This window comes from Microbispora rosea, from assembly GCF_900156315.1.
Lineage (GTDB): Bacteria > Actinomycetota > Actinomycetes > Streptosporangiales > Streptosporangiaceae > Microbispora > Microbispora rosea.
In genome coordinates this window covers 41026-64205 of sequence record NZ_FTNI01000007.1, presented here as the reverse complement: position 1 = coordinate 64205, position 23180 = coordinate 41026, and the positions used below count along the sequence as shown (strand labels likewise).

20 protein-coding genes and 1 other RNA gene are annotated in these 23180 nt (G+C 72.4%); 12 read left to right on the top strand and 9 right to left on the bottom strand.

From position 1 onward, the window contains the following. Positions 1 to 31: 31 nt before the first annotated feature. Together BXA11_RS12235 and BXA11_RS12230 are read right to left on the bottom strand one after the other, a co-directional pair. Positions 32 to 592: a TOPRIM nucleotidyl transferase/hydrolase domain-containing protein gene (locus tag BXA11_RS12235; RefSeq protein ID WP_076434611.1), complete on the bottom strand. Its 561-nt coding sequence runs from the start codon at positions 590 to 592 to the stop codon at positions 32 to 34. 84 nt (positions 593 to 676) lie between these two features. Beyond that, positions 677 to 1399, bottom strand: coding sequence for a VOC family protein (locus BXA11_RS12230; RefSeq protein ID WP_076434762.1), 723 nt, complete (start codon positions 1397 to 1399; stop codon positions 677 to 679). A gap of 268 nt (positions 1400 to 1667) precedes the next feature. Between BXA11_RS12230 and BXA11_RS12225 the strand changes: the two genes are divergently transcribed. Beyond that, a complete protein-coding gene (locus tag BXA11_RS12225) occupies positions 1668 to 2312 on the top strand; it encodes a DNA alkylation repair protein (protein ID WP_076434761.1) in 645 nt (214 codons plus the stop codon). Between the two features lie 238 nt (positions 2313 to 2550). On the opposite strand, the gene rnpB is transcribed toward BXA11_RS12225, so the two are convergent. Next, positions 2551 to 2942: RNase P RNA component class A (rnpB, locus tag BXA11_RS12220), an RNA gene on the bottom strand. A 193-nt stretch (positions 2943 to 3135) separates the two neighbouring features. Between rnpB and BXA11_RS12215 the strand changes: the two genes are divergently transcribed. The 4 genes from BXA11_RS12215 (at position 3136) to BXA11_RS12200 (ending at position 7183) form a co-directional block, all read left to right on the top strand. Then, a complete protein-coding gene (locus BXA11_RS12215; protein WP_076434610.1) occupies positions 3136 to 4056 on the top strand; it encodes an ATP-binding cassette domain-containing protein in 921 nt (306 codons plus the stop codon). After that, entirely contained in the window at positions 4053 to 4826 is a 774-nt protein-coding gene (locus tag BXA11_RS43085; protein ID WP_159454770.1) for a hypothetical protein, read from the top strand. The genes BXA11_RS12215 and BXA11_RS43085 overlap by 4 nt, the downstream gene beginning before the upstream one ends. A gap of 81 nt (positions 4827 to 4907) precedes the next feature. Continuing rightward, positions 4908 to 5642 carry a response regulator transcription factor gene (locus BXA11_RS12205; RefSeq protein ID WP_239104961.1) on the top strand — a complete coding sequence of 245 codons (735 nt, stop codon included), beginning with the start codon at positions 4908 to 4910 and terminating at the stop codon, positions 5640 to 5642. Then, complete coding sequence (locus BXA11_RS12200; RefSeq protein WP_204053627.1) at positions 5639 to 7183, top strand: sensor histidine kinase; 1545 nt, start codon at positions 5639 to 5641, stop codon at positions 7181 to 7183. The genes BXA11_RS12205 and BXA11_RS12200 overlap by 4 nt, the downstream gene beginning before the upstream one ends. Here the strand turns inward: BXA11_RS12200 and BXA11_RS12195 are convergent. The 4 genes from BXA11_RS12195 to BXA11_RS12180 form a co-directional block, all read right to left on the bottom strand. Further along, positions 7180 to 8382 carry an erythromycin esterase family protein gene (locus tag BXA11_RS12195; RefSeq protein WP_076434607.1) on the bottom strand — a complete coding sequence of 401 codons (1203 nt, stop codon included), beginning with the start codon at positions 8380 to 8382 and terminating at the stop codon, positions 7180 to 7182. The two genes, BXA11_RS12200 and BXA11_RS12195, sit on opposite strands and share 4 nt — an antisense overlap. 198 nt (positions 8383 to 8580) lie before the next feature. Further along, the gene (locus BXA11_RS12190; protein WP_076434758.1) at positions 8581 to 9906 is read right to left on the bottom strand and encodes a bifunctional RNase H/acid phosphatase; all 1326 of its coding nucleotides are present in this window, start codon (positions 9904 to 9906) and stop codon (positions 8581 to 8583) included. Between the two features lie 8 nt (positions 9907 to 9914). Continuing rightward, a complete protein-coding gene (locus BXA11_RS12185; RefSeq protein WP_076434606.1) occupies positions 9915 to 10655 on the bottom strand; it encodes a zinc ribbon domain-containing protein in 741 nt (246 codons plus the stop codon). A gap of 10 nt (positions 10656 to 10665) precedes the next feature. Beyond that, positions 10666 to 11517, bottom strand: coding sequence for a Nif3-like dinuclear metal center hexameric protein (locus BXA11_RS12180; RefSeq protein WP_083744176.1), 852 nt, complete (start codon positions 11515 to 11517; stop codon positions 10666 to 10668). Positions 11518 to 11600: 83 nt separating this feature from the next. On the opposite strand from BXA11_RS12180, the gene BXA11_RS12175 reads away from it, so the two are divergent. The 4 genes from BXA11_RS12175 (at position 11601) to BXA11_RS12160 (ending at position 16316) form a co-directional block, all read left to right on the top strand. Next, positions 11601 to 12725: a dipeptidase gene (locus tag BXA11_RS12175; protein WP_231513705.1), complete on the top strand. Its 1125-nt coding sequence runs from the start codon at positions 11601 to 11603 to the stop codon at positions 12723 to 12725. An 11-nt stretch (positions 12726 to 12736) separates the two neighbouring features. Further along, positions 12737 to 13894 carry a M20/M25/M40 family metallo-hydrolase gene (locus BXA11_RS12170; RefSeq protein WP_083744200.1) on the top strand — a complete coding sequence of 386 codons (1158 nt, stop codon included), beginning with the start codon at positions 12737 to 12739 and terminating at the stop codon, positions 13892 to 13894. Then, the gene (locus BXA11_RS12165) at positions 13891 to 14724 is read left to right on the top strand and encodes a GNAT family N-acetyltransferase (protein ID WP_076434605.1); all 834 of its coding nucleotides are present in this window, start codon (positions 13891 to 13893) and stop codon (positions 14722 to 14724) included. The genes BXA11_RS12170 and BXA11_RS12165 overlap by 4 nt, the downstream gene beginning before the upstream one ends. 266 nt (positions 14725 to 14990) lie before the next feature. After that, complete coding sequence (locus BXA11_RS12160; protein WP_239104960.1) at positions 14991 to 16316, top strand: HAMP domain-containing sensor histidine kinase; 1326 nt, start codon at positions 14991 to 14993, stop codon at positions 16314 to 16316. Positions 16317 to 16324: 8 nt separating this feature from the next. Here the strand turns inward: BXA11_RS12160 and BXA11_RS12155 are convergent, their stop codons facing one another. Beyond that, positions 16325 to 17980, bottom strand: a complete 1656-nt coding sequence (locus BXA11_RS12155) for a thiamine pyrophosphate-binding protein (protein WP_204053625.1) — start codon at positions 17978 to 17980, stop codon at positions 16325 to 16327. Between the two features lie 95 nt (positions 17981 to 18075). Continuing rightward, entirely contained in the window at positions 18076 to 19041 is a 966-nt protein-coding gene (locus tag BXA11_RS12150) for a 2-hydroxyacid dehydrogenase (protein WP_076434603.1), read from the bottom strand. Positions 19042 to 19427: 386 nt separating this feature from the next. Here BXA11_RS12150 and BXA11_RS12145 point away from each other — a divergent pair, with 386 nt between their 5' ends. Genes BXA11_RS12145 through BXA11_RS12135 form a run of 3 tightly spaced genes read left to right on the top strand, consistent with a single transcriptional unit; the run spans position 19428 to position 23147 of the window. Beyond that, entirely contained in the window at positions 19428 to 21263 is a 1836-nt protein-coding gene (locus BXA11_RS12145; RefSeq protein ID WP_030505538.1) for an SCO2524 family protein, read from the top strand. 1 nt (position 21264) lies between these two features. Next, positions 21265 to 22179, top strand: coding sequence for an SCO2523 family variant P-loop protein (locus tag BXA11_RS12140; RefSeq protein WP_030505539.1), 915 nt, complete (start codon positions 21265 to 21267; stop codon positions 22177 to 22179). Next, the gene (locus BXA11_RS12135; protein ID WP_030505540.1) at positions 22176 to 23147 is read left to right on the top strand and encodes an SCO2522 family protein; all 972 of its coding nucleotides are present in this window, start codon (positions 22176 to 22178) and stop codon (positions 23145 to 23147) included. Before BXA11_RS12140 ends, BXA11_RS12135 begins: the two co-directional genes overlap by 4 nt. Positions 23148 to 23180 lie beyond the last annotated feature (33 nt).

Sequence of the window (23180 nt, the reverse complement as noted above, 5' to 3'; positions counted from 1 at the left end):
TCCCGTACAGAGCGGAAATTGGTGAGGAGCCTCATAGGTGGGCCAGCAACCCGTCCAGCGGCCGGGGCACACGATCGGGCTCCAACGCCGCGACGAGCGGGCCCGCGTAGCGGATCTTGCGGCCGCTGCCTGCTCCCATGAATCGGCGCAGCTGGTCGTGGGTGCTGCGCCCGCGCCAGTTGGGCTGCTTCTGCAGCGTGCGAAACGAGCCGAGCTCGCCCTCGGCATCGACGACGCGTTCAACCGTGGCCGTGCCGAGGGCGCGGATCAGCTCGTCTTCCAGGTCGGCCACGCACACGAAGAATCCGAGCGCCTCCAGATCGCTTCTCGTGAGAGCGGATCCGAAGCCGGCGCGCTCAAGCCCCTTCCGGAAGGCGCCTTCTTCACCCGCGTCGCACAGACCGGCCAACCGGAGTTCGAGACCCGGGAGGCCGAACTTGCCGATGTACGCCCCGATGTTCGTGGCGCCGCCCATCGCGACAACGTCGATGCCTTCGGCGGCGAGGTTCCGGCCCCGGCGCTCGGCCAGCGCCTCGATGGCCGATTTGTCGCTCATTCCCTCGACAAGGACCACGGTGTGCGTATCGTTCACGCGCTCAGCTTTGCAGCGAATCCGGCGACGCTCGTACCTATTTTTCCCGCATGGAACTGAAGGGACCCGGGCGCCGGTCTCGCGCTATCGCGGGGTCCGCACACAGAACTCGTGGCCGTCGGGATCGGCCATCACCACCCAGTCGACCTCACCCTGACCGATGTCGACGCGCGTCGCCCCGAGGGAGATGAGACGGTCGACCTCCGCCTGGCGGTCGCCGTCGGCGGGTGGAGCGAGGTCGAAATGCAGCCGCTCCTTCCCGGTCTTCGGCATGAGCGGCGGACCACCCCAGGTGATCTTCGGCCCGCCGTGCGGCGAGCGGATAGCGGTCTCCTGATCCTGATCCCAGACCAACGGCCAGCCCAGTGCCTTGCTCCAGAAGTACCCGGCCTCCTGCGAACCGTCGCACGCCAGCGCTCCGATGAATCCGCAGTCGGCGAGGAATTGGTTGTCCGGCCCGATGACGCAGAACTCGTTGCCCTCAGGGTCGGCGAGCACGACGTGATCCTCGTCCGGGCGTTGGCCGATGTCGATGTGCCGGGCGCCGAGTTCGAGCGCCCTCGCCACCGTCTGCTGCTGGTCCTCAAGGGACGTGCTCGTCAGATCGAAGTGCATCTGGTTCTGCCCGGTCTTCTGCTCCCGGCTTGGAACGAATCGGAGCCGGAACCCGGTGTCATCGCTCGGCAGGAGCGTGATGCCGTCCTGGGGGTCGTCGGTCGTCTCCCAGCCCAGGACGCCGGCCCAGAAGCGCGAGAGACGGAGCGGGTCGTGCGCATCGAAGCAGAGCGCGACAAGATGACAGGTCATTCCGCTCCGCACCTCCATTTCCTGATAGGAAGCCACGGGCAGGGCATGTCCTCCGCGCCCGTGGAGGGGTCAACGCTAGGCGCCCGCGGGCCCGTCACGCGAATGGATTATCGGGACGGCGGGCGCATTCCAGCAGGCCGCGCCATCGCCTGACGGCTTGTGAATCTGCTGCCGGCGCTCTCGTGTGGGCGATGCGAGTGCTCGTAGGCTGAATCCCGCACGCGGTGGACAGGAGGCTGAGGTGGCCGAGACGACGGTGGCCGAGGTGATGGCCGAGCTGGCCGGGTTCGAGGACCCGAAGACCCGCAAGGTTAATGAGAAACACGGTGACGATCACGGTGTGAACCTCGGCAGGCTGCGCGCCCTCGCAAAGCGGCTGAAGACGCAGCAGGAACTCGCGCGCCGGCTCTGGGAGACGGACGACACCGCGGCGAAACTGCTGGCGATCCTGATCTGCCGCCCGAAGGCGTTCGAGCGCGACGAATTGAACACCATGGTGCGCGAGGCGCGCACACCGAAGGTGCACGACTGGCTCGTGAACTACGTGGTGAAGAAGAACCCGCACTCGGAAGAGCTGCGCCTGGCCTGGTCCGCCGATCCGGATCCGGTGGTCGCGAGTGCCGGCTGGGCGCTCACCACCGAACGGGTGGCGAAGAAGCCTGAGGGCCTCGACCTCGCAGGACTGCTCGACGTCATCGAGGCGAAGATGAAAGACGCCCCGGATCGCCTGCAATGGGCGATGAATCACTGCCTGGCGCAGATCGGGATCGATCACGCCGAGCACCGCGCCCGCGCGATCGACATCGGTGAGCGCCTGGAGGTGCTCAAGGACTACCCGACTCCTCCTGGCTGCACGTCTCCGTTCGCGCCCGTCTGGATCACCGAGATGGCGCGTCGGCAGCAGGACAGGTAGGAAGGTTCGCTCGCGCCCATGCCGCGACTCCCTCAGAGCGGTTCAGGAAGGGCCGATGGCCTTTCCTTCAGCCGCATCGCCGCCTGGGCATGGTTCGCTCTCCCGGCGCAGGGAGTGCATCTCGCGCCGGAAGCCTCCGAGCAGGCTCGGAAGGCGCTCGATCCGGCGTTCCGTTCCGCTGCGATTTGCCCCGAGGAGGGGTGATCCGGGCATCGGCCCGGCTCGGAGGGGCGGAAGGTGGACGAGCCGGCCTGTAGGCCGGGTTCTGTGATCAGCCGTGAGGCTGACCGGCGGCCATCCATCTAGGACCGCCGTTGCCGGCGGCCTCAAGCGGTCTACCCGCGCGGCTCGGGCGGGCAGCCCTCGAACGTCACGCGCGGGACGTTCCGGAGAACGTCCCTTCTTGACCTTGCTCCGGGTGGGGTTTACCGAGCCGCCCACGTCACCGTGGGCGCTGGTGGTCTCTTACACCACCGTTTCACCCTTACCCCCGCGAAGGGGGCGGTCTGTTTTCTGTGGCACTGTCCCGCGGGTCACCCCGGGTCGGCGTTACCGACCACCCTGCCCTGTGGAGCCCGGACCTTCCTCGGCAGGGCCGTGAGGCCCTGACGCGGCCGCCCGGCCGGCTCGTCCACCGTGAAGGTAAGCCTAGCGGCTCCAGAATCATTCCCCGGACCGACCGGGGATCATGTGAAGACTCTCTGAGTTCTCCCGCCGGACCGCAGCGCAGGACGACACCGGCCCAGGTCGGGGGCGAACCGCTCACAGAAACCGCACAGATCCTCTCAGAGGTCACGCAGTCCGGTGAGCGAGCCTGCGTCCCATGATTGAGTTGCGGCAGCTGACCAAGAAGTACGGCGACGTCGCCGTCGTGGACGGCCTCAGCTTCGACGTACGGCCGGGCGTCGTCACCGGGTTCCTCGGGCCGAACGGCGCGGGCAAGACGAGCACGATGCGGATGATCCTCGGGCTCGACAGGCCGACGAGCGGCAGCGCGACGATCGGCGGGCGGCGCTATGCCGACCTGCCCGTACCCCTGCGGGAGGTGGGCGCGCTGCTCGACGCGCAGGCCATGCACCCGCGCAGGACCGCGTTCGACCACCTGCTCTTCCTGGCGTACGCCAACGGCATCGGACGGCGCCGGGTCGAGGAGGTGCTCGGCCTCGTGGGCCTGGCCGATGTGACGGGCCGCCGGCCCGGCGGGTTCTCGCTGGGGATGAAGCAGCGGCTCGGCATCGCGGTGGCGCTGCTCGGCGATCCCCCGGTGGTCCTGCTCGACGAACCCGTCAACGGGCTGGATCCCGAAGGCATCCGCTGGATCCGCACGCTGACGCGGGGCCTGGCCGCCGAGGGCAGAACCGTCCTGCTGTCCAGCCATCTGATGAGCGAGATGGCCCTCACCGCCGACCACCTCGTCGTCATCGGCCGCGGGCGGCTGATCGCCGATACCGGGCTGGAGGCGTTCGTCCGGTCGGCCGCGCGGCAGGGGGTGCTCGTGCGCACCCCCGATGCGCAGCGGCTCGCCTCGCTGCTCCGGGAGTCCGGCGCGGCCGTACGGCCCGGCGCCGACGGCGGCCTGATGGTGACCGGAATGTCCGGTGCCGAGGTCGGCGGTCTCGCCGGCGCGCACGGAATCGTCCTGCACGAACTCACGCCCCGGCGGGCGTCCCTGGAGGACGCCTATCTGGAGCTGACCGGCGACAGCGTCGAGTTCGCCGCGAGTGCCGCCGGGGGCGCCTCATGAATGCGTACGGCGTGCTGCGCTCGGAGTGGGTGAAGTTCCGCAGCGTCCGGGCCATGCTCGGCTGCCTGGCCGGGGCCGTGGTCACTGCCGGTTCGTACGGCTACCTGTTCGGCACGGCGGCCGCACGCGAGTACTTCAACGCGTCGGCCGCCGACCGGGCGGCCTTCGACCCCACCGAGACGGCCTTCCGCGCTCTCGTGCTGGTGGGGGTGCTCGTGAGCGCGGTCGGCGTGCTGGCCGTGACCAGCGAGTACGCCGCGGGAACGATGCCGGTCAGCATCACCGCCGTGCCGGGACGCGGGCTGCTCCTCCTCGGCAAGGGGGCCGTCGTCGCGCTGACCACGCTCCTCGCCGGGCCGCCGCTGGCGCTCCTGTCGTTCACGCTCAGCCAGGCGGCTCTGGCGGCGCGGGGCGTGCCGAGTGCGGGGCTCGATGATCCCGGAGTGCCCGGGGCGCTGCTGGGCGCGGGCCTGTTCACCGGCCTGATCGGGCTCTACGGGATGGCGCTCGGGTTCCTGCTGCGCAGGTCGGCGGGGGCCGTCTCGCTCGGGACGTTCCTTCTGATCCTGCCCGGCACGGCGAGTCTGTTCCCGAAGCCGGTGGCCGAGTGGATCGTCACCTGGTGGCCGAGCGCGGCGGGCGCCCGGATCTTCGTGGTCCATCCCGGCACCGAGCTGCTCGCGCCGCTCGCAGGCGCCGGCGTGCTCGCCGCCACCGTGCTCGTCCTGCTCTGCGCCGCCGTCGCCGTCTTCCGCCGGCGGGACGCGTGACGTGAGACCGCCGGCCGCGTGCGGGAGCTCGTCGCACGCCGTCCTGTACGGCGGGCTTAACACCGCGTGCCTAATCTTCCGGTGATCGGCAGAAGGGAGGCCCGGGTGGAGGGGCGGCACCTGCTGGTGGTCGACGACGAACCCGTGGTGCGGGAACTGCTGGCGGCCACACTGCGCTTCGCGGGATACGCGGTGACCTCGGCCGCGACCGGGGCGCAGGCCCTGGAGAACGCCCGGACCACGCCGCCGGACCTCGTGCTCCTCGACGTCATGCTGCCCGGAATGGATGGCTTCGAGGTCGTCCGCCGTCTCCGGGAGCTTCCCCGCCCGCTGTCCGGCGGCCGTCCCGGTCAGGTGCCGGTGCTGTTCCTGACCGCGCGCGACACCACGCAGGACAAGATCAACGGTCTGCGTCTGGGCGGCGACGACTACGTCACCAAGCCGTTCGACCTGGAGGAACTGCTCGCCCGGATCGAGGCCGTGCTCAGGCGGGCCAGGGCCGCCCCCGAGGACCGCACGCTGCGGGTGGCCGACCTCGAAGTCGACCCGGAAGGCCATCAGGTGATCCGGGCGGGCGTCCCCGTACAGCTGTCGCCGACCGAGTTCCGGCTGCTCCACTACCTGGTGCTCAACGCGGGGAGGGTGGTGTCCAAGGCCCAGATCCTGGAGCACGTCTGGCGGTACGACTTCGCCGGCGACTCCAGCATCGTGGACACGTACGTGAGCTACGTGCGCCGCAAGATCGACACGTCCGGGCCCAAGCTCATCCACACCATGCACGGCGTGGGCTACGTCCTGCGCGGGCCGCGGCCGTGACCACGACGCCGTCCGGGACACGGGAGCGTTCGGGGTCGCGCCCGTGGGCCACCGGCCTGTCGCTGCGCGGGCGGCTCCTGCTGACCACCATGGCCCTGCTCACGGCCGGCCTGACCGTCAGCGGCGCGGTCGCGGTCGCCACGCTGCGGGCCCACCTCATAGGACGCGTGGACCAGCAGCTCACGGCGATGGCGGCGGTGCTGTCGCGGATCCCGGCCCGGCTGACCGCCTTGCCGTCCGACCGGCTGAGCACGCAGTCGCTCACCGCGGTGCCCGGCATGGACCTGATCGACCAGGTGTACGTCGCCTATCTGAGTGCGGACGGCGGCGTCGAGCAGAAGAGCGACCGGTGGCTGCGGGACGGGCCGCGGGATCGGGGCCCGGCGCTGCCCCGGCTCGACACCACCGCGGTTGGGCGGCTGGGCGGGCGGCCGTTCGACGCGACCGGCTCCGACGGCAGGTGGCGGGTCGTCGCCGTCCCGGGGCCCGCCCCTGCGACGGGGTCGGCCCCCGCGACGAGCCGGGGCAGCGTCGTCGTGGCGGCGTCGCTCGGCGGGGTCAGGTCGACCGTCGGCCGCCTGACGATGGTCTGCGCGGCGACCGCGGCGGCGCTCCTGACGTCGCTCGCCGTCATCGGGTGGTTCGCCGTCCGGCGCGGCTTGCGGCCACTGCGGAAGATCGAGGAGACCGCGGCGGCCATCGCCGGGGGCGACCTGTCCCGGCGCGTCCCGGCGCTGGCCGCGCCCCGCACCGAGGTCGGCCGGCTGGCGGCCGCCCTGAACGTCATGCTCGGCCAGCTGGAGGCGGCCTTCGCCGCGCGGGAACGGGCGCAGGCACGGATGCGCCGCTTCGTCGCGGACGTCAGTCACGAGTTGCGCACCCCGCTGTTCGGCATCAAGGGGTTCGCGGAACTGCACCGGATGGGCGGGCTGCCCGAAGCCGGACTCGCCCTCGATCGGATCGAGAGCGAGGCGGGACGCCTGGTCCGGCTCGTGGAGGACCTGCTCCTGCTGGCCCGCCTGGACGAGAGCGACAAGGCCCTGCCCATGGACCTCGCGCCCATGGACCTGCGCACGCTCGCCGCCGACGCCCACAACGACCTGCGCGCGCTCGACCCCGGACGGGAAGTCACACTGACCGGGCCGGACGGCGGGCCGCCGGGCGAGGCGCCGGTGCTCGGGGACGAGGCGCGGCTGCGGCAGGTGGTCTCCAACCTGGTGGGCAACGCCGTCGCCCACACTCCGCCGGGCACGCCGGTGCGGGTCGGAGTCGGCACGGCCGGAGACGACGGCGTCCTCGTGATCGCCGACGAGGGGCCGGGGATGCCCGCGGAGGAGGCCGCCCGGGTGTTCGACCGCTTCTATCGGGTGGACGGCTCACGCAGCCGCAGCGGCGCCGGAGGGGCCGGGCTGGGGCTGGCCATCGTCCGGTCGATCGTCACGGCGCACGGGGGCCGGGTGGAGCTGCGGACGCGGCCCGGCGCCGGGGCGGCCTTCCGCGTCGTCCTGCCCCGCGAGGGGCTTCCTCACCACACGACCTAGCTCGGTGTGACGTCCTTGACGAACACGATCCCGTCGTACGCGGCGAGGTGCGCCGGGTCCAGCGGGGCGTACCCGAACCAGGGGGACACCCGGAGGGCGGGCCGGGCGTCGCCGAGGACGGCGGCCAGGCGGCGGGCATCGACGACGTGGCGGTCCTCGGGGAGCGCGTAGAGGAGCCCTTCGAGGGTGTCCGGGGGCGGGGCGTCCACTCCCCGGTGCCGGATCGTGCCGAGGGCCGTGGCCAGGAAGGCGAATTCCTCACCCACCTGCGCGCGCACGATCGCGCCGGAGCTCCACCACTCGAACGGGACGTCGCCCATCCGCATCGTGCTCTTGTCCCGCTGGAAATGCGCGTTGTGGCCGTGGAGCAGCGCCGGGCCCCGCTCGGCGACGGCGAGGATATTGGCGGCGATCATCGAACTCCGCAGGCCCAGCAGCCGCGGCATGCGGCCCGGTGAGGTGTCGGCCATCCACTGGTGATAGCGGAGCAGGCCGGTGGCGGCACGCCCGTACAGGCGGGCCCGGTCCCAGCCGTCCCGCGAGGAGCCCGCGATCAGCTGCGGCGTCTCCGCCTCGAGCAGCGCCACGAGGTCGTCGGCGAGCAGCAGGAGCTGCCTGGCCTCGGCCGACCGCCCCACGGACTGGGACGGGTCCATCATCGTGGCGGGATTGGCCCAGCGGTCGTCTGCGCCGAGCAGGCGGTCGAGCGTCTCCGCGTCGCAGGGAAGCAGGTCCGCGTCCACCCCGGCCGCGAGGTAGCCGTGGAGGGCGGTCAGTGCCTGCCGGGGGCTCGCGGCGTGGCTGATCTCCAGCGGGCCGTCGAGACCGGCGAAGCGCACCTGCTCGGACGCGGGGCGTCCCTCGTTGTACGCGCGCATCCAGCGCACGAGCTTGCGGTTGGCCGCGGACGCGCCCCATCCGTGGCTGAAGCCGCGTTTCATGACCTCGTCGAGGCTGCCCGTGCCCGAGGTGACGTAGTCGTCCACGACCAGGCCCATCAGGCAGTCGCTCTCGATGCCGATCGTCCGGTAGCCCTCCTGCTCGACGAGCCGCCGGAAGAGCGCGTTGCGCACGTCGAGCAGGAGGTCTTCGCCATGGGTGGGCTCGCCCAGGGCGAGCAGCCGTGGCCGGCCCCGGAGCAGCCTCATGACGGAGGCGGCCTCGACGGCCTGGACGGCGTCCTTGATGCCGATATCCATACCTTCAACGGTATCGTTGAACTTCCACGTGGAGACTTGTCTGGCAGACCACCAGGTTTTCACGGTGAAACTCTCAACTGACGGGTACAAGCACCCCGGCGTACGGCGACGCCTCGTCCGGGCCGGAAAACGCCGACGCCGCGGGGGCACGGCTGCGCGTGCGATCCCGCGGCGGTTCGTCCCCTGGGAGGGACGGCGTCAGGAGAGGTGGGCGGTGTCGTTGAGCGCCCGTACGACGGCGGGCCCGTCGGCGTAGTAGTCGATCGCCGACAGGCAGGCCAGGTCGAGGTGCATCCGATAGAGGGCCTCCGGCGGAGCGCCCAGCGCGAAGCGGACCAGCATCTTGATCGGGGTCACGTGGGAGACCACGACGACGCTGCGGCCTTCGTGGGCCTTCACGATGCGGTCCCTCGCCTGCTCGACCCTCCGGGCGGTCGACGCGAAGCTCTCCCCGCCGGGCGGCGCCGTGTCGGGGTCGGCCAGCCAGGCCGCCAGTTCGCGGGGCCAGCGCTGCTGGATCTCCGCGAACGTGTGCCCCTCCCAGTCGCCGAAGTCGGTCTCGCGGAGGTCGTCGTCGACCAGCACCGTCAGGCCCGTCCGGGCGGCGACCGCCTCCGCCGTCTGCCGGGCGCGCGCGAGCGGGGAGGCGACGATCACCTCGACCTCGTACGGCTGCCGCGACAGGCGCAGGGCGGCGGCCTCGGCCTGCGCGAGGCCGGTGGGGGTGAGCGACGGGTCGCCCAGCCCGGAGAACCGCTTCTCCACCGACAGCGGCGTCTGCCCGTGCCTGAGCAGGAGCAGCGACGTGGCGACACGGGTGGCCCGCGGCATCCATCCGTGCCCGCGCCTGTCGTGGGACGTGGCGGTTCCGGCCGCCGTGCCCGCGTCCCCGTCGGCGGTCCGCACACCGGGCGCGCCGGAAGTCCCCGAGCGCCCGTCGGCGGCGGCCGGAGCCGAGCCCACAGGAGCAGGGGCGGCCGGAGCAGGGGCGGCGGAGGGCTCGTCGAACAGCGTGGGCGCGTCGGTGTTGGGCGGCTCGGCGCCGGGCTCGACGACCGGGGCGGACTCCGGCGCCGAGGTGATCTCGCTCGCCTGCCAGGTCTCCCCGCGGGCCGCCGCGTCCATCGCCTCGTTGGCGAGCCGGTCGGCGTGGCTGTTGCGCTCGCGCGGAATCCACGTCCAGGTGACCCGGAACCGCCGGGCCAGGCCCGCCGCCTCCAGGGCGAGCGGCCGCAGGCCCTCGTGCTTGACCTTCCACCGGCCGGCCATCTGCTCGATGACCAGCTTGGAGTCCATCCGCACCTCGACCTGCCCGCCCTCGGCGCCGAGCGCGAGCAGCGCCCGGAGCCCGGCGATCAGGCCGCGGTATTCGGCCACGTTGTTGGTCGCGGTGCCGATCGACTCGGCCGCCTCGGCGAGCACCCGCCCGGCGTCGTCCTTGACCACCGCGCCGTACCCGGCCGGGCCCGGGTTGCCCCGCGACCCGCCGTCGGCCTCGACGATGAAGCCCCCCGTGGCACCCATCGCGACCGTCACAGACCGGACTCGGCCGTACGCACCAGGATCCGGCGGCACTCCTCGCAGCGGACCACCTCGTCGTGCGCGGCGGCCCGGATCCGGTTGAGGTCGGCGATCGACAGGCTCGTGCGGCAGCCGAGGCAGCGGCCGCCGTGCAGCATGGCGGCGCCGACGCCGCTCTGCTCGCGCATCTTCTCGTACAGCCCGAGCAGGTCGGCGGGAACGTCGGCGGTGATCGCGGACCGGCCGGAGGTCAGCTCGCCGGACTCCTTGTCGATCTGGGCGAACGCCGCGTCCCTGCGGTCCTCGGCGGCGCGCAGCGTGCCGGTCACCTCTTCACGCTCTGCCTTGAGCGTGGTGACCCGGGCGTCGGCCGCCTCCCGGCGCTCCATGATCTCCAGCACGACTTCCTCCAGGTCCGACTGCCTGCGCCGCAGCGAGACGAGCTCGGACTGGAGGCTCGCCAGATCCTTGGGCGAGGAGACCTGCCCGGAGTCGAGGCGCTTCTGGTCGCGCTCGACCCGGACGCGTACGGCGTCCACGTCCGACTCGGCCTTGGCCTGGTCGCGGGCGAGGTCGCCGGCCTCGGTCTCGGCGGCGATGATCTGCGTGGAGACCTGGGCCAGCCTCTTGGACAGCTCGTCGATCTCGGCGAGCTCCGGCAGGCTGCGCCGGCGGTGCCGCAACCGGTCGAGCCCGGTGTCGAGCTCAGCGAGATCGAGCAGACGCTTCTGTGCTTCAGGTGCGGCCTTCATCCCAAATCCCTCAAGATGCTCGGGGGTCCAAGTCGGTGGTCGTCGCCGTCCAGGCGTCCGTGACGGCGTCTGAGACGCGCGCCTCAACAGTAATGCCCCTGGCCGCCAACGCTGACGTCAGCCGCCGGGCGGCGTCCGCCAGCCACGGCCATTCGGTGGCCCAGTGGGAGGCGTCGACGAGCGCCGGCCCGTCCGCCTCCATGTGCTCGCTCGCCGGATGGTGCCGCAGATCGGCCGTGAGGAAGACGTCCACGCCCGCGGCCCTGGCCGTGCCCAGCAGGGAGTCGCCCGCGCCGCCGCAGACGGCGACGGTCCGCACCGGCCTGCCGGGATCCCCCGCGACCCGCAGCGGCCCCGCCGTACGGGGCAGGCCCGAGGCGGCCAGCGCCGCGAACTCCCGCAGTGGCATCGGGGCGGGCAGGTCCCCGATCCGGCCGAGCCCGCGCCGCGGGTCGGCAGCGGAGGGTTGGAGGGGCCGCAGGTCCCCGGTCAGGCCGACGGCCCGCGCGAGCGCGTCGGAGACCCCCGGGTCGGCGACGTCGGCGTTGGTGTGCGCGGCGTAGAGCGCGGCGCCGCCGCGGATGAGCCGGTGCACGACCCGGCCCTTGAAGGTGGTGGCGGCGACGCTCGTGGTGCCGCGCAGATAGAGCGGGTGGTGGGTCACGACGAGGTCGGCCCCCCAGCCGAGTGCCTCGTCCACGACCACGGCGACCGGGTCGACCGCGAACAGGACCTTCCGTGCGGCCTGCTCCGGGTCGCCGCAGACGAGGCCCACCGCGTCCCAGGACTCGGCCCACGAGGGGTCGTACAGCGCCTCCAGGCACTCGACCACCTCGGCGAGGGTGCAGGAGATCGATTCCACCCGCGCACACTACAGCCTGCTGGCGGAACGACCCGGGAAGAGTAACGTCCCCATTGACCCCGCCGTCAGGAAGGATCCCCAGCGTGCCCGTCGACACCATGCCCGTTGACCAGCAGAGCCTGCACGTCAGGTCCGTGGTCGCCGACACCCACAACGACCTGCTCATGGCCGTCTCCGCCCGGCCGCCCGCGATGTGGGCCTCGTTCTTCCGCGAGCGGTGGCTCCCCCAGCTCGTCGAGGGCGGGGTCGACGTGCAGGTGCTGCCCGTGTTCGTGGAGAGCCAGTTCCGCCCGGAGGGCGCGCTGCGCCAGACCCTGCGGATGATCGAGTGCGCCCACGTGCTGGCCGAGGGCAACCCCGACGCGGTGGCGCTGTGCCACGACGGGCGGCAGATCGACGAGGCCCTCGCCCTCGGCAGGATCGCCCTCGTGCCGGCCCTGGAGAGCATGCCGGGGATCGACGAGAGCGTCGAGCTGATCCCGGCCCTGCACCGCCTCGGGGTCCGCGTCGCCTCGATCGCCCACTGGGGCCGTACGGCTCTCGCCGACGGCAGCGGCCAGGACGGCACCGGCTCCAGGCTCACCAGCCACGGCGTCGAGGCGCTGCGCGAGATGGAGCGGCTCGGCATGCTCTTCGACATCTCGCACCTCGGCGCCACGGGAGTCGCGCACGTGCTGGAGATCGCGACCCGGCCCGTCATCGCGACCCACTCCTCCGCCCGCGCCCTGCGCGACCACCACAGGAACCTCACCGACGAGCAGCTCAGAGGCGTCGCCGCGGGCGGCGGCGTCGTCTGCGTGAACTTCCTCGCCGCGTTCCTCACCGAGGACGCCCGCTCGGCCACGATCGACCACCTCGTGGACCACATCGAGCACGTCGCGGGCGTCGCCGGCATCGACCACGTGGGCCTCGGCCCCGACTTCATGCGCGAGGTGAACGAGGACCTCACTCCGCCGTGCTGCGAGGGCTTCAGCTACTCCGGGATCGACTCGAACGCCGCCATTCCCGGGCTGGAGGGCCCGCGTGGCCTGCCGCTGGTGACCGACGCGCTGGTCAAGCGGGGCTTCTCCGAGGAGGAGATCCAGAAGATCCTGGGCGCCAACGTGATGCGCCTGTTCCGGGCAGAGCTGGGCCGCCCCGCTCATGAAAGGCCCGCGCATGAAGGGCCCGCCCGGGAACGGCCTGAGCCGGAACGGCCCCGGCGGTGAATCTGGAGGCCATGCTGGCCGACCTCGAGGAGCTGGTGCTCTGCGAGTCGTACTCCACCGACCACGAGGCGGTGGCGCGCAGCGCCCGCGTCGTCGGGGCGCTGGGCCGCAGGCTGCTGGGGGCCGAGCCGGAGACCCTGGTCGTCGGCGGGGTGACCCACCTGCGCTGGTCGTTCGGCCCGCCGCGGGTCCTGCTGCTGGGCCACCACGACACGGTCTGGCCGGTCGGCACGCTGCGCGAGCACCCGTGGTCGGTGCGGGACGGGGTGGCGCGGGGCCCGGGCGTGTTCGACATGAAGGCCGGCCTCGTGCAGCTCTTCCACGCGGTCGCCTCGCTGCCGTCCCCCGACGGGCTGACCGTGCTCGTCGTCGGGGACGAGGAGCTCGGCTCGCCGACCTCCCGCCCGCTGATCGAGTCGATCGCGTCGCGGTGCGCCGCCGCGTTCGTGCTGGAGGCCAGCGCGGACGCCGGCGCGCTGAAGACGGCGCGCAAGGGCATCTCGCGGTATGAGCTGACCGTGCACGGCCGGGCCGCGCACGCCGGTCTCGAACCCGAGCTGGGGGCCAACGCCGGCGTCGAGCTGGCCCACCAGGTGCTGGCCATCGCGGGCGTCGCGGCCCAGGTCGACTCGTCGTCCAGGGCGGGGGCGACGTCGGTGACCCCCACCATGCTGACGGCGGGGACGAGCACCAACACGGTGCCGGCCCTGGGCCGGGTGGCGGTCGACGTCCGCGTGCCGGACCGGGCGGCGCAGCGCCGGGTGGACGAGCTGATGCGCGCGCTGGCCCCGCGCACTCCGGGCGTCCGGCTGGAGCTGCGCGGCGGGCCGAACCGCCCGCCCCTCGACCCCGCCGCCTCCGCGGGGCTCTTCGAGGTCGCCGTACGGCTCGCCGCCGAGCTGGGCATGGCGCCGCTGCGCGGGGCGTCGGTCGGCGGCGGCTCGGACGGCAACTTCACCGCGGGCGCCGGCTGCCCGACACTCGACGGCCTCGGCGCGGTGGGCGGCGGCGCGCACGCCGCGGACGAGCACGTCCTGGTCGCCGAGATGCCGGTCCGCGCCCGCCTGGTCGCGGCGCTGGCCGAGTACGTGCTGTCGGGCGGGCCGATCACCGGCGGCGCCCATCCCGCACGGCGGGACATGAGACGGACCGCCGGGGATGCCGCGTGAACCCCTGCGGCCCCGCCGCCGCCTGGGACCAGGCGGCCGGGGCGGCCGAGCGGCGCGGCCTGCGAGTCGCCGAGCTGCGCACGATCGCCGAGTTCGAGCGGGTGGTCCGGCTGTTCGACGGCATCTGGCGGCCGGAGCCGTGGAACCCGCCGATCACGGCGGAGCTGATGCGGGCGCTGTCGCACGCGGGCGGATACGTGTCCGGGGCGTTCGACGGCCGGGAACTCGTCGGTGCCGCGGTCGCCTTCCTCGCCGCGCCCGCGGGGCAGGCGCTGCACTCGCACGTGACCGGCGCCGTACGGCCCGGCGCCGGGTTCGCGCTCAAGCTGCACCAGCGGGCCTGGGCCCTGGAACGCGGGCTGAGCCGGATCACCTGGACCTTCGATCCTCTCGTGCGCCGCAACGCCCACTTCAACCTGGCCAAGCTGGCCGCCCTGCCGGAGGAGTACCTGCCCGACTTCTACGGTCCGATGCGCGACGCGGTCAACGCCGGCGACGAGTCCGACCGGGTCCTCGCGGTGTGGCGGCTGGACGACCCGCGGGTGGTGCGGGCGTGCGACGGCCTGCCGCACCGGCCCGCGGGTGCGGACGGCGCGGTTGCCGTGCTCACCGAGCGGGACGGGCTGCCGGTGGCCCTGCCCGCGGACGCCCCGGCCGTGCTCGTCGCCGTGCCCGCGGACATGGAGACCCTGCGCCGCACCGCCCCGGAGACGGCCAAGGCCTGGCGGCACGCCGTACGCGACGTGCTGGGCGGGCTGATGGCGCGGGGCCGACCGGTGACGGGCTTCGCCAACGGCTGCTACGTCGTCGAGCGGCACTCCCCCGGATGAGACAGCCGGGGTGAGCTCACCGCGGTGAGACGGGCGCGGGGGACAGGCGCTGTGAGACGGGCGCGGTGAGACGTGTCGCGTGACCGGGCGCTGTGTAAGCGGCCGGACTGGGTAGGGATCGGACAGCGGCGTCCCGGCCACGGCGGCGATCTCCGGCAGAGGTAACGTGCCAGGTGAGCCGGGTGGGGACACCGGGCGGGGCCACGGGCCTCATGGATCATCTGATTACCGGGGGGAATCAGATGAGCAGGTGGCGAGGATCCTCGGTGCGGATCCGCTTGACGGTGCTGGCGAGCGCGGTGATGGCGCTGCTGTGCACCGTTGCCGTGCTGCTGGTCTTCGGCGTGCTGCACGGAACCGCCGAACGCTACAAGATTGACGAAATCACCACCAACGCCGTACGCCTCGCCTACCAGGCCAAACGCGATCGACTGCCTCCGGTGCTGCTTGATCAGGGCGTCGCCGGCGTACAGGTGATCGATTACCGCGGCCGGATCGTCTCCGTCAGCGACACCCTGACCGGCCGCCCGCGCATGGCCGCGTTCCGGCCGGAGCTGACGACTCCGGAGACGAGCAAGATGCTGTGCGCCTCACCGGCGTTCCCGGACCGGTGCATGATCATCGTCGCGTTCCGCTTCCACAACACCGGCGGACTGTGGACGATCTACGCGGCCGACGACACCGTGCCGTGGTACGTCAGCGGCCCGCTGCTCGGGGCGCTCCTCGGCGGTTCGCTCCTGCTGGTCGCGCTCACCGCGCTCGGCACGTACCAGACGGTGCGCAAGGCGCTCGGCCCGGTGGAGGCGATCACGAGCAAGCTCGCCAGGATCACCGCGACCGACCTGAGTCAGCGCGTTCCGGTGCCGAAGTATCACGACGAGATCCGGCGGCTCGCCCAGACCGCCAACCAGACCCTGGACCGGGCGGAGGCGGCCGTCGAGCGGCAGCGGCGCTTCGCCTCCGATGCCTCGCACGACCTGCGCAGCCCGCTGACCGCGATGCGTACGGAGATCGAGGAGGCGTTGCTGCACAGCGACGACGCGGACTGGCCGGCCACCGGGCGTGCCCTGCTGAGCAGCTGCGACCGCCTGCAGGCGCTCGTGACCGACATGCTCCAGCTCGCCCGGCTAGACGCCGGCGCGCCGCCCCGCTGCGAGCCCACCGACCTCGGCGGCCTCGCCGCCCGTGAGCTCGACCGCAGGTCGCGCAAGGTGGAGGTGGTCCGGCACCTGACGCCCGGCGTGGTCGTCGTCGGTGACCGGTTGGCCCTGGCGCGCCTGCTCAACAACCTCCTCGACAACGGCGAGCGGCACGCGGTGTCCAGGCTCACGGTCACCGTGCGGCGCGAGGACGGCAAGGGCATGCTTGAGGTGCTCGACGACGGCGCGGGCATCTCGCCCGACAAGCGCGAGCTCGTCTTCCAGCGCTTCACCCGGCTCGACGCCGGCCGGTCCAAGGACGCCGGCGGCACCGGGCTCGGGCTGTCCATCGCCCGCCAGATCGCCCAGACGCACGGGGGGACGCTCACGCTCGAGGACAGCGACCAGGGTGCCCGCTTCGTGCTCCGGCTCCCGCTCGCGCCCGCCCGCTGACGGGCCGGTCAGTCGTCCTCGGGCACGACGATCACCGTGGGCACCGGGACGCGCAGGGCCTCGGCGACCGCCTCCTCCAGCTCCCCCGGCGTCTTGACGGAATGGCCCCGCGCGCCGTACGCGACGGCGAGTGCGGGGAAGTCCGGCGCATGCAGGTCCACGGCGACCGGCCGCATGCCCCGCTCCCGCATCTCCTCGCGGATCTCCCCGAAGCCGCCGTTCGCGAAGACGACGACCGGCAGGCTCAGCTCCAGCTCCACCGCCGTCGCCAGCTCCTGCAGGCTGAACTGGAACGCCCCGTCGCCCGCCAGCGCCACCACGGGGAGCTGGGGCCGGCCGAGCTTGGCGCCGATGGCGGCCGGCAGCGCGAAGCCGAGTGTGCCGAACCCGGTCGGGAACAGGAACCGCCCGGGCGGGTCCATCGGCATGCCGACGAGCGCGCCGTGGTAGACGCACATCGAGTTGTCCCCCACCACGACGCTCTCCGGTGGCAGAGCCCGGCGCAGCGCCGCGAGCTGGTCCGACCATCTGCGGGTGAGCTCTTCGAGCTCCGCCTCGTGGCCGGTGCCGGGATCCCGTTCCCGGCGGGGACGCGGCACGGCGCCCTGCCCGTCGAGCCGTTCGGCCAGCCCGCGCAGGGCGAGCTCCGCGTCCCCGACGATCGCCACGTCGGCCACGTGGTCGCCGTGCATCTGCCCCGGGTCGATGTCGACGCGCACGAGGCGGCCGGAGAGGGTGAAGGTGTCGTCCCACAGGTCGGCGGGGCCCAGCTCGGTGCCCACGGCCAGCACGACGTCGCACGCGGCGAGCCACCGGCGGACGGCCGCCAGGTGCAGCGTGGTGCCGAGCGCCAGCGGGTGGCTCTCCGGCACCGCGCCCTTGCCGTTGACCGTGGTCACGACCCGTGCGCCGAGCCGTTCCGCCAGGCGCATCGCCAGACGCCCCACCGGGGGCTCGTCCTCGCCCGGGGGCCGCTCACCCGGGCATTGCGCGCCGCCGCCGAGCACGAACCCCGGGCGGCGCGCCGTGCGCAGCAGCCCGGCCGCCGCGTCGAGGGCCACCGGATCGGGCTCGCGGCGGGTGATCCGGTACGGCGGGACGGTCTTGACCGGACCGCGCAGGTCGAGCAGGTCGAAGGGGATCTCGATGTGGACCGGCCGGGGGCGTCCCTCGGCGAAGCGGCCGAAGGCGCGGGCGACGGCGGCGGGGATCTCCCGCACGGTCGTCACGCGGTGGCTCCAGGCGCACAGCGCGTCGATCGCCCGCGACTGGTCCCTGCTCTCGTGCAGGTAGCCGCGGCCGTCGCGGGGATGGCCGGTGGGGACGCCCGGGGACACGAGCAGGATCGGGGAGGAGTCGGAGTACGCCTGCCCGAGGGCCGTGGCCGCGTTGACCACGCCGGGTCCCGTGGTGGTGACGACGACGCCCGGCCTGCCGGTCACCCTGGCATACCCGTCGGCGGCGTATCCCGCGCCCTGCTCGTGCCGGGGTGTCACGCAGCGCACGCCCGATCGGTCGAGCTCCTCGTAGATCGCGAGGTTGTGGGTGCCCGGAATGCCGAAGATCGTGTCGACGCCGTGCAGCCTCAGTGCCTCGACCAGGGCGCGCGCCCCCGTGGGCGTCGTGATCGTCCCCACACGGGGGATCGGGTCATGGCCGTCCACGTATCACTTCCCGGGAGAGTGGAGGGGTTTCCCTTGGGGTTTCCCAATGGGTTTCCCCCTCCACGCGCCGCCCTACCGTTTCGCGTGCCGATTTTTCAGAAACGGGGCCGGGGACGCGTTCCCACTTCGTGCTCGTCCGATCCGCGGGTCAGCACATTTTCAATGGACTTCACCGCCTGGCGCACCATGCGGTGCATGGCCTCCGCGGTGTGGGAGGCGATGTGCCCGGTGACGAGGAGGCGGTCGGGGAAATCCCGCCGCAATTCGCCGGCCTCCTCGCATTCCCGGCCGTAGAAGCCATCGAAGACCGCCATGCTGACGCGGCCCTTCTCCAGGCCGGTGTAAAGGGCGCCGGGACTGACGATGGCCGGGCGGGCGGTGTTGACGAGGATCGCGCCCTCTGGCATCCGGCCGATCACCGACGAGTCGACCATCGACCGCGTCTCGCCCGTCTCCGGCACCATGACCACGAGGATGTCGCTGCTCGCGGCCAGGTCGAGCAGGGACAGGTAGGAGATGCCGAGGTCCCGTTCGACCTCCGGCTTGCGGGTGCGGCTGTAGTAGGACACGCGGACGCCGAAGCCCCGCCGCAGGATCTCCGCGATCCGCCGGCCGTTCGCGCCCATGCCGATGATGCCGACCTTGCGCGCGGCGAGTTCGTGGGGCAGCTCGTCGGAGCCCTGCCAGCCGGGGACCCGCTCGCCCAGGTGCCGGGGGATGCCCAGGTTGGCGTTGACGATCTGGGCGACCGTGAACGTGGCCACCGCGTCGGTGGCCGCCCCCCGCGTGTTCGTGACGGCGATGCCCAGCCGGTCGGCCGCCGCCACGTCGACGAAGTTCTCGTAGCCCACGCCGAGGAAGGCCACGACCTTCAGCGTCTTGTGCGCCTTGCGCAGGGCCCGCGCGGTCGCCCGCTCCTCGCCCCCGTGCAGATAGGCGACGGCTCCCCGCAGCTCGCGCGCCAGGAGGTCCTCGGTCAGCGGCGACGCGGGCCGCCGCACCGTGAGCCCCTGCCGGGCGAGCGGCTCCAGCAGCGCCGTGTCGATGCCGGCGCCGGTCACGAGGACCGTCCCACCCCTGAGCTCCGCTCCGGCCGCCGGCCGCGGCTGCGCGGGACGATAGTCCGTTATATCCCTTGGAGCCGCAGTTTGGGACATTTCAAATATCTCTCAGACTTAGGACATGAATGTCTGTTTTTCTCTGTGGTATCTCTGCAATCACGACAACCAGGCGGCGCATGAAATACCACGGATGGTCCAGGCGACGGAGCAGGAATCCAATGGTATAAGGGTTGTGGTGGTTCCGTCTCCACCTGAATCGGAAAAGGAAACCCCTAGGGAGGGTCTGAGGACCCCGGCCTCGTTCCCGCCCGGCCACACGAGCGGGCTTTTCTCCGCTGCGGCGGCACGGAGAGGGCGCGCACGGCGCAGCGCAGAGAGGGCCACGGATGAAAATCCAGCCGCGACAGCAGCTTCTGGAGCTGTGGGAGGCGGCCGCGCGCGCCTCCTACCGGGACGGTGTCTGGAACTGGGGAGGCCGCGACGGGTCGAACTCCATCTCGGACGCCGAACAGCTTCTGTGCTTCATGTACCCGGCCTCCGAACTGCCCGGCTTCCGCCTGGACACCCCGGACGAGACGGCCGACGACGTGCTGGCCACGCTCGCCGTCCTGGGCGACTCGGTGGAGATCCCCAAGCTGCTGCTGCGGGTGATCGGACAGTATCTGCGCACCTACACCGCCGAGGACGGGCGGCCCCTGTTCTCCGGCGGCAGCTACTTCCGGCCGCTGGACGACGAGGCGAAGGTCACCCCCGAGCAGCTCCAGCTCGACGTGGTCGACTCCTTCTCCATGTCGGTCACACTCGCGCTCGGCACACTCGGCTTCCTGAAGGTCTTCCGTCAGAGCGTGCGGCGCGAGTCGATCCGCCGCGAGATCCGCGAACTGGAGGACCTGGCCAGCAAGCGGCTGTCGGCCGCGATGGCGGGCCTGCTGCGCAGCTTCACGGTCAACGCGTTCGACCCCGGCTCCACGGCGGGCCGCGCGCTGCTGCGCACCGTGAACCAGACCGGCGCGCCCACCCGCCGCGTGCTCGAGGACCTGCGGCGCGAGCTGCGGCCCGTACGGGCCGGCCTGCGCGACCTGACCATCGGCTCGGGCAGCCAGGTGGACCTGGACAACGAGAACCTGCTGTTCGAGTGCGGGTGGACGTGGGGCATTGTGAAGGACGCCCCCGACATCGTCACGCCGCTCGACATCGGCCCCCAGCCCATGGGCGTGGCCGCCGACACCCCGTTCCTGTACTTCACCGTCAACGCCCTCGTCGGCATCGCCGACCTGTTCTCCTCCCGCACCCGCGTCCTGAGCCTGCTCAACGACGACCAGATCACCCTCGCCCAGGCCATCCAGCGCCGCTGGGACCTCACCCAGTCCTACTGGCGCACCATCGCGACGTTCGGACGGGGCACGTGGCCGCTGGAGGACATCCCCTGGCGGACGGTCGACGAGAAGGAGTCGGACTACTACAGCCTCGGCGTCACCGCCATGGTCGTGCAGAGCCTGGTCAACAACCGGGCGGCCGACGTCGACCTCGGCCGGGTCGCCGCCGTGCTGGAGGAGCTGGCCATCCGCGCCAGGATCACCCGCAGGGCGGTGGCGGGCGACCCGCCCGTGCTCATGCACTCCCCCGGCGTTCCGATCAACCTGCACGGCAGCGACACGCTCGGCCCGCACCTGCTCTGGGTCGTCTCCGACTTCTCCATCACGCTGCTGAAACGCACCATCTGGGCCGCCTCCATCGCGCAGAACACGCGGATGCGCGAGCGGCTGGTCGCCCTCGCCGACCAGATCTGGCGGCACATCATGCTGCGCCGCCACACGGACGGCCCGGCCGCCGGCCTGTGGGACCAGCCGGGCAACGCCTTCACCGACATCCAGGTGCGCGACGAGGAGCCGTCCTGGTACTTCAGCGAGCGGGTCGTCGAGTTCCTCGTCTCCGCCGCGTCCTCCAGCGGGGAGCCGCCGCTGCGCAGCCCCCAGCTCGTCGAGCTCGCCCTCCAGATGCTCGGGGAGGCCGAGCACCTGCTCGACCAGGAGCTGGTCACCCGGCCGCTGGTGGGCGGCCAGACGATCCAGCCCAAGCTGCGCTCGATCCAGGCGTCGCTGCAGCGCGCCAGGGCGATCGTCAGCGACCGGCCGGCCACCGCGCAGGCGCTGATCAGCGACGCCCTGCTCGGGCTCGAACGGCTGTCCGCCGCCCGCGACAGCGCGTCGGAGGCGATCTGAATTGCTCGTCTTCGCGATCTCCGACAAGGGCGGGACCGGGCGCTCGGTCACCGGCACCAACATCGTGTACCGCCACGCCCTGCAGGGCAACGACGTGTGCTACCTGGACTTCGACTTCGGCTCGCCGACCGCGGGAGCCATCTTCAGCGTCAGCGCGGTGGCCCGCGGCACCCGGGAGAACGGCCTGCACCACTACCTGCGGGGCGAATGCCCGCAGCCGCGGCGGGTGGACGTGTGGGCCGAGTCCGACCGCGAGGGGCTGCGCACCCGCCCGCCCGGCGCGGGGCGGCTCGTGCTGCTGCCGGGCAGCGAGGGCGGCGGCGAGCTGTCGGCCCTCACCGACGAGGTCGTCGGCCGCTGCGTCCAGTTGCTCGGGCGGCTGGACGAGGAGTTCGACCTCTGCATGATCGACGTCAGCGCGGGCCGGTCGTTCACCGCGGAGCTGGTCCTGGCGGCGACCGTGCGGATGCCCGCGATCCCGTTCCGGTGGCTCGTCTTCCACCGCTGGACGCGCCAGCACATCATCGCGGCCGACGGGCTCGTCACCGGCGCCGACGGGCTGCTCGACGTCGGCACCAGGTTCGGCCACGACACCGACGACCTGCGCGACCGCATCCGCTTCGTGCGCACGGCCGTGCTCGAACCGGACGCCGCGGAGCTCGTCGGGCTGCGCGACGAGCAGCGGGCCTGGCTGAGCGCGTGCGACAGCGAGCTGCGCGAGCTGGCCGGCCGCCACGGCGTCGGCCGCACCGCCATGCTCGGCAAGATCCCGCTGGACCCGGTCCTGCAGTGGCGCGAGCAGCTCATCACCGACGAGGACGTGCTGGCCAGCAAGATCGCCAACGCGGAGACCGCCACCGCGTTCGAGGATCTCGCCAAGAAGATCGTCGACGACAGCGCGTGGGAGGGCTTGTGACGCCGGTGCACGCGACGTTCGGCGAGGTGGCGGCCGAGCGCAGGATCGCCTCCGTGCCCCTCTCCCATGTGTCCGTCGAGCTCGGGCACCTGTACATGGAGGACTACGAGGCGGGCCCCGACCGGCTGCGCGAGCAGTTCCGCAGGGTCGCGCCGTGGCTCGCCACGGTCCGCTCCCTGTGGCAGGAGCGGGTGCCGGGCGGCCGGGCCCGGGTGAGCACCTGCTTCCTCGTGGACGACTACTTCAGCCGCTTCAGCACGCCGGCCGAACTGGTCCCGATGGTCCTGGAGGCGGCGGCGGAACACGACCTGTCCATCGACTACCTGGCCCGCGAGTCGGCCTGTGCCCAGTTCGAGGACGCGCAGTCGGGCGGCGTCGAGCTGGCCCGGCTCGTGGAGGACCGGCTCGTGGACGACCCGCCGCCGGAGACCGACGGCTCCCGCCCCCCGGTGAAGGAGACGGGCTGGCTGTGCAACGGCTCCCGCTCGCCCCGCACCGCGCCCATGCAGGCCATGGGGAAGACCCGGCCGTGGGAGCCGCCCGCGCAGAACGCCAAGCGCGGCCACTCGATCTTCGTGGACGTCGAGCTGTGGGACGAGAAGGGGCCGCGGCGCACCTGGTCGTGCCCCTTCCTCGCGGCCGTCTGGCAGCTCCTGCGGCTGGGGCTGCTGCGCAGCGACGGCCAGGTGCCGCTCCCGCCGGTCGCCCTGGACGGCGGCTGGCCCCGCGACTGGGACGGGCTGCCCGCGGTCGTCCGGCTCAACCCCCAGGCCGCGCCGTTCAGCGCGTACACCACGCTGTCCGTCCTCTCCCCCCGGTTCCTGCCCGTCGAGCTGGCCGTACGGACGATCCTGAGCCAGGTCGCGGTGGACGACGAGGTCCTGCGGCAGGTCGCCACCCGGAGTGAGAGCGAGGGAGTCCGGCTCGAAGAGGAGCTCGTCGACCGCATCTCCTACGTCTTCGTCTGAGGGTTTCGATTATGGGGGCGGCCCGATGCTGGT

Excerpts from the sequence above, each read along its gene's own strand:
- BXA11_RS12185 (WP_076434606.1), bottom strand. The coding sequence starts at position 10,655 with ATGAAGGCCGCACCTGAAGCACAGAAGCGTCTGCTCGATCTCGCTGAG.
- BXA11_RS12215 (WP_076434610.1), top strand. The coding sequence starts at position 3,136 with ATGATTGAGTTGCGGCAGCTGACCAAGAAGTACGGCGACGTCGCCGTC.
- BXA11_RS43085 (WP_159454770.1), top strand. The coding sequence starts at position 4,053 with ATGAATGCGTACGGCGTGCTGCGCTCGGAGTGGGTGAAGTTCCGCAGC.
- BXA11_RS12230 (WP_076434762.1), bottom strand. The coding sequence starts at position 1,399 with ATGACCTGTCATCTTGTCGCGCTCTGCTTCGATGCGCACGACCCGCTC.
- BXA11_RS12190 (WP_076434758.1), bottom strand. The coding sequence starts at position 9,906 with ATGGGTGCCACGGGGGGCTTCATCGTCGAGGCCGACGGCGGGTCGCGG.
- BXA11_RS12225 (WP_076434761.1), top strand. The coding sequence starts at position 1,668 with ATGGCCGAGCTGGCCGGGTTCGAGGACCCGAAGACCCGCAAGGTTAAT.
- BXA11_RS12145 (WP_030505538.1), top strand. The coding sequence starts at position 19,428 with ATGAAAATCCAGCCGCGACAGCAGCTTCTGGAGCTGTGGGAGGCGGCC.
- BXA11_RS12170 (WP_083744200.1), top strand. The coding sequence starts at position 12,737 with ATGCTGGCCGACCTCGAGGAGCTGGTGCTCTGCGAGTCGTACTCCACC.
- BXA11_RS12195 (WP_076434607.1), bottom strand. The coding sequence starts at position 8,382 with ATGGATATCGGCATCAAGGACGCCGTCCAGGCCGTCGAGGCCGCCTCC.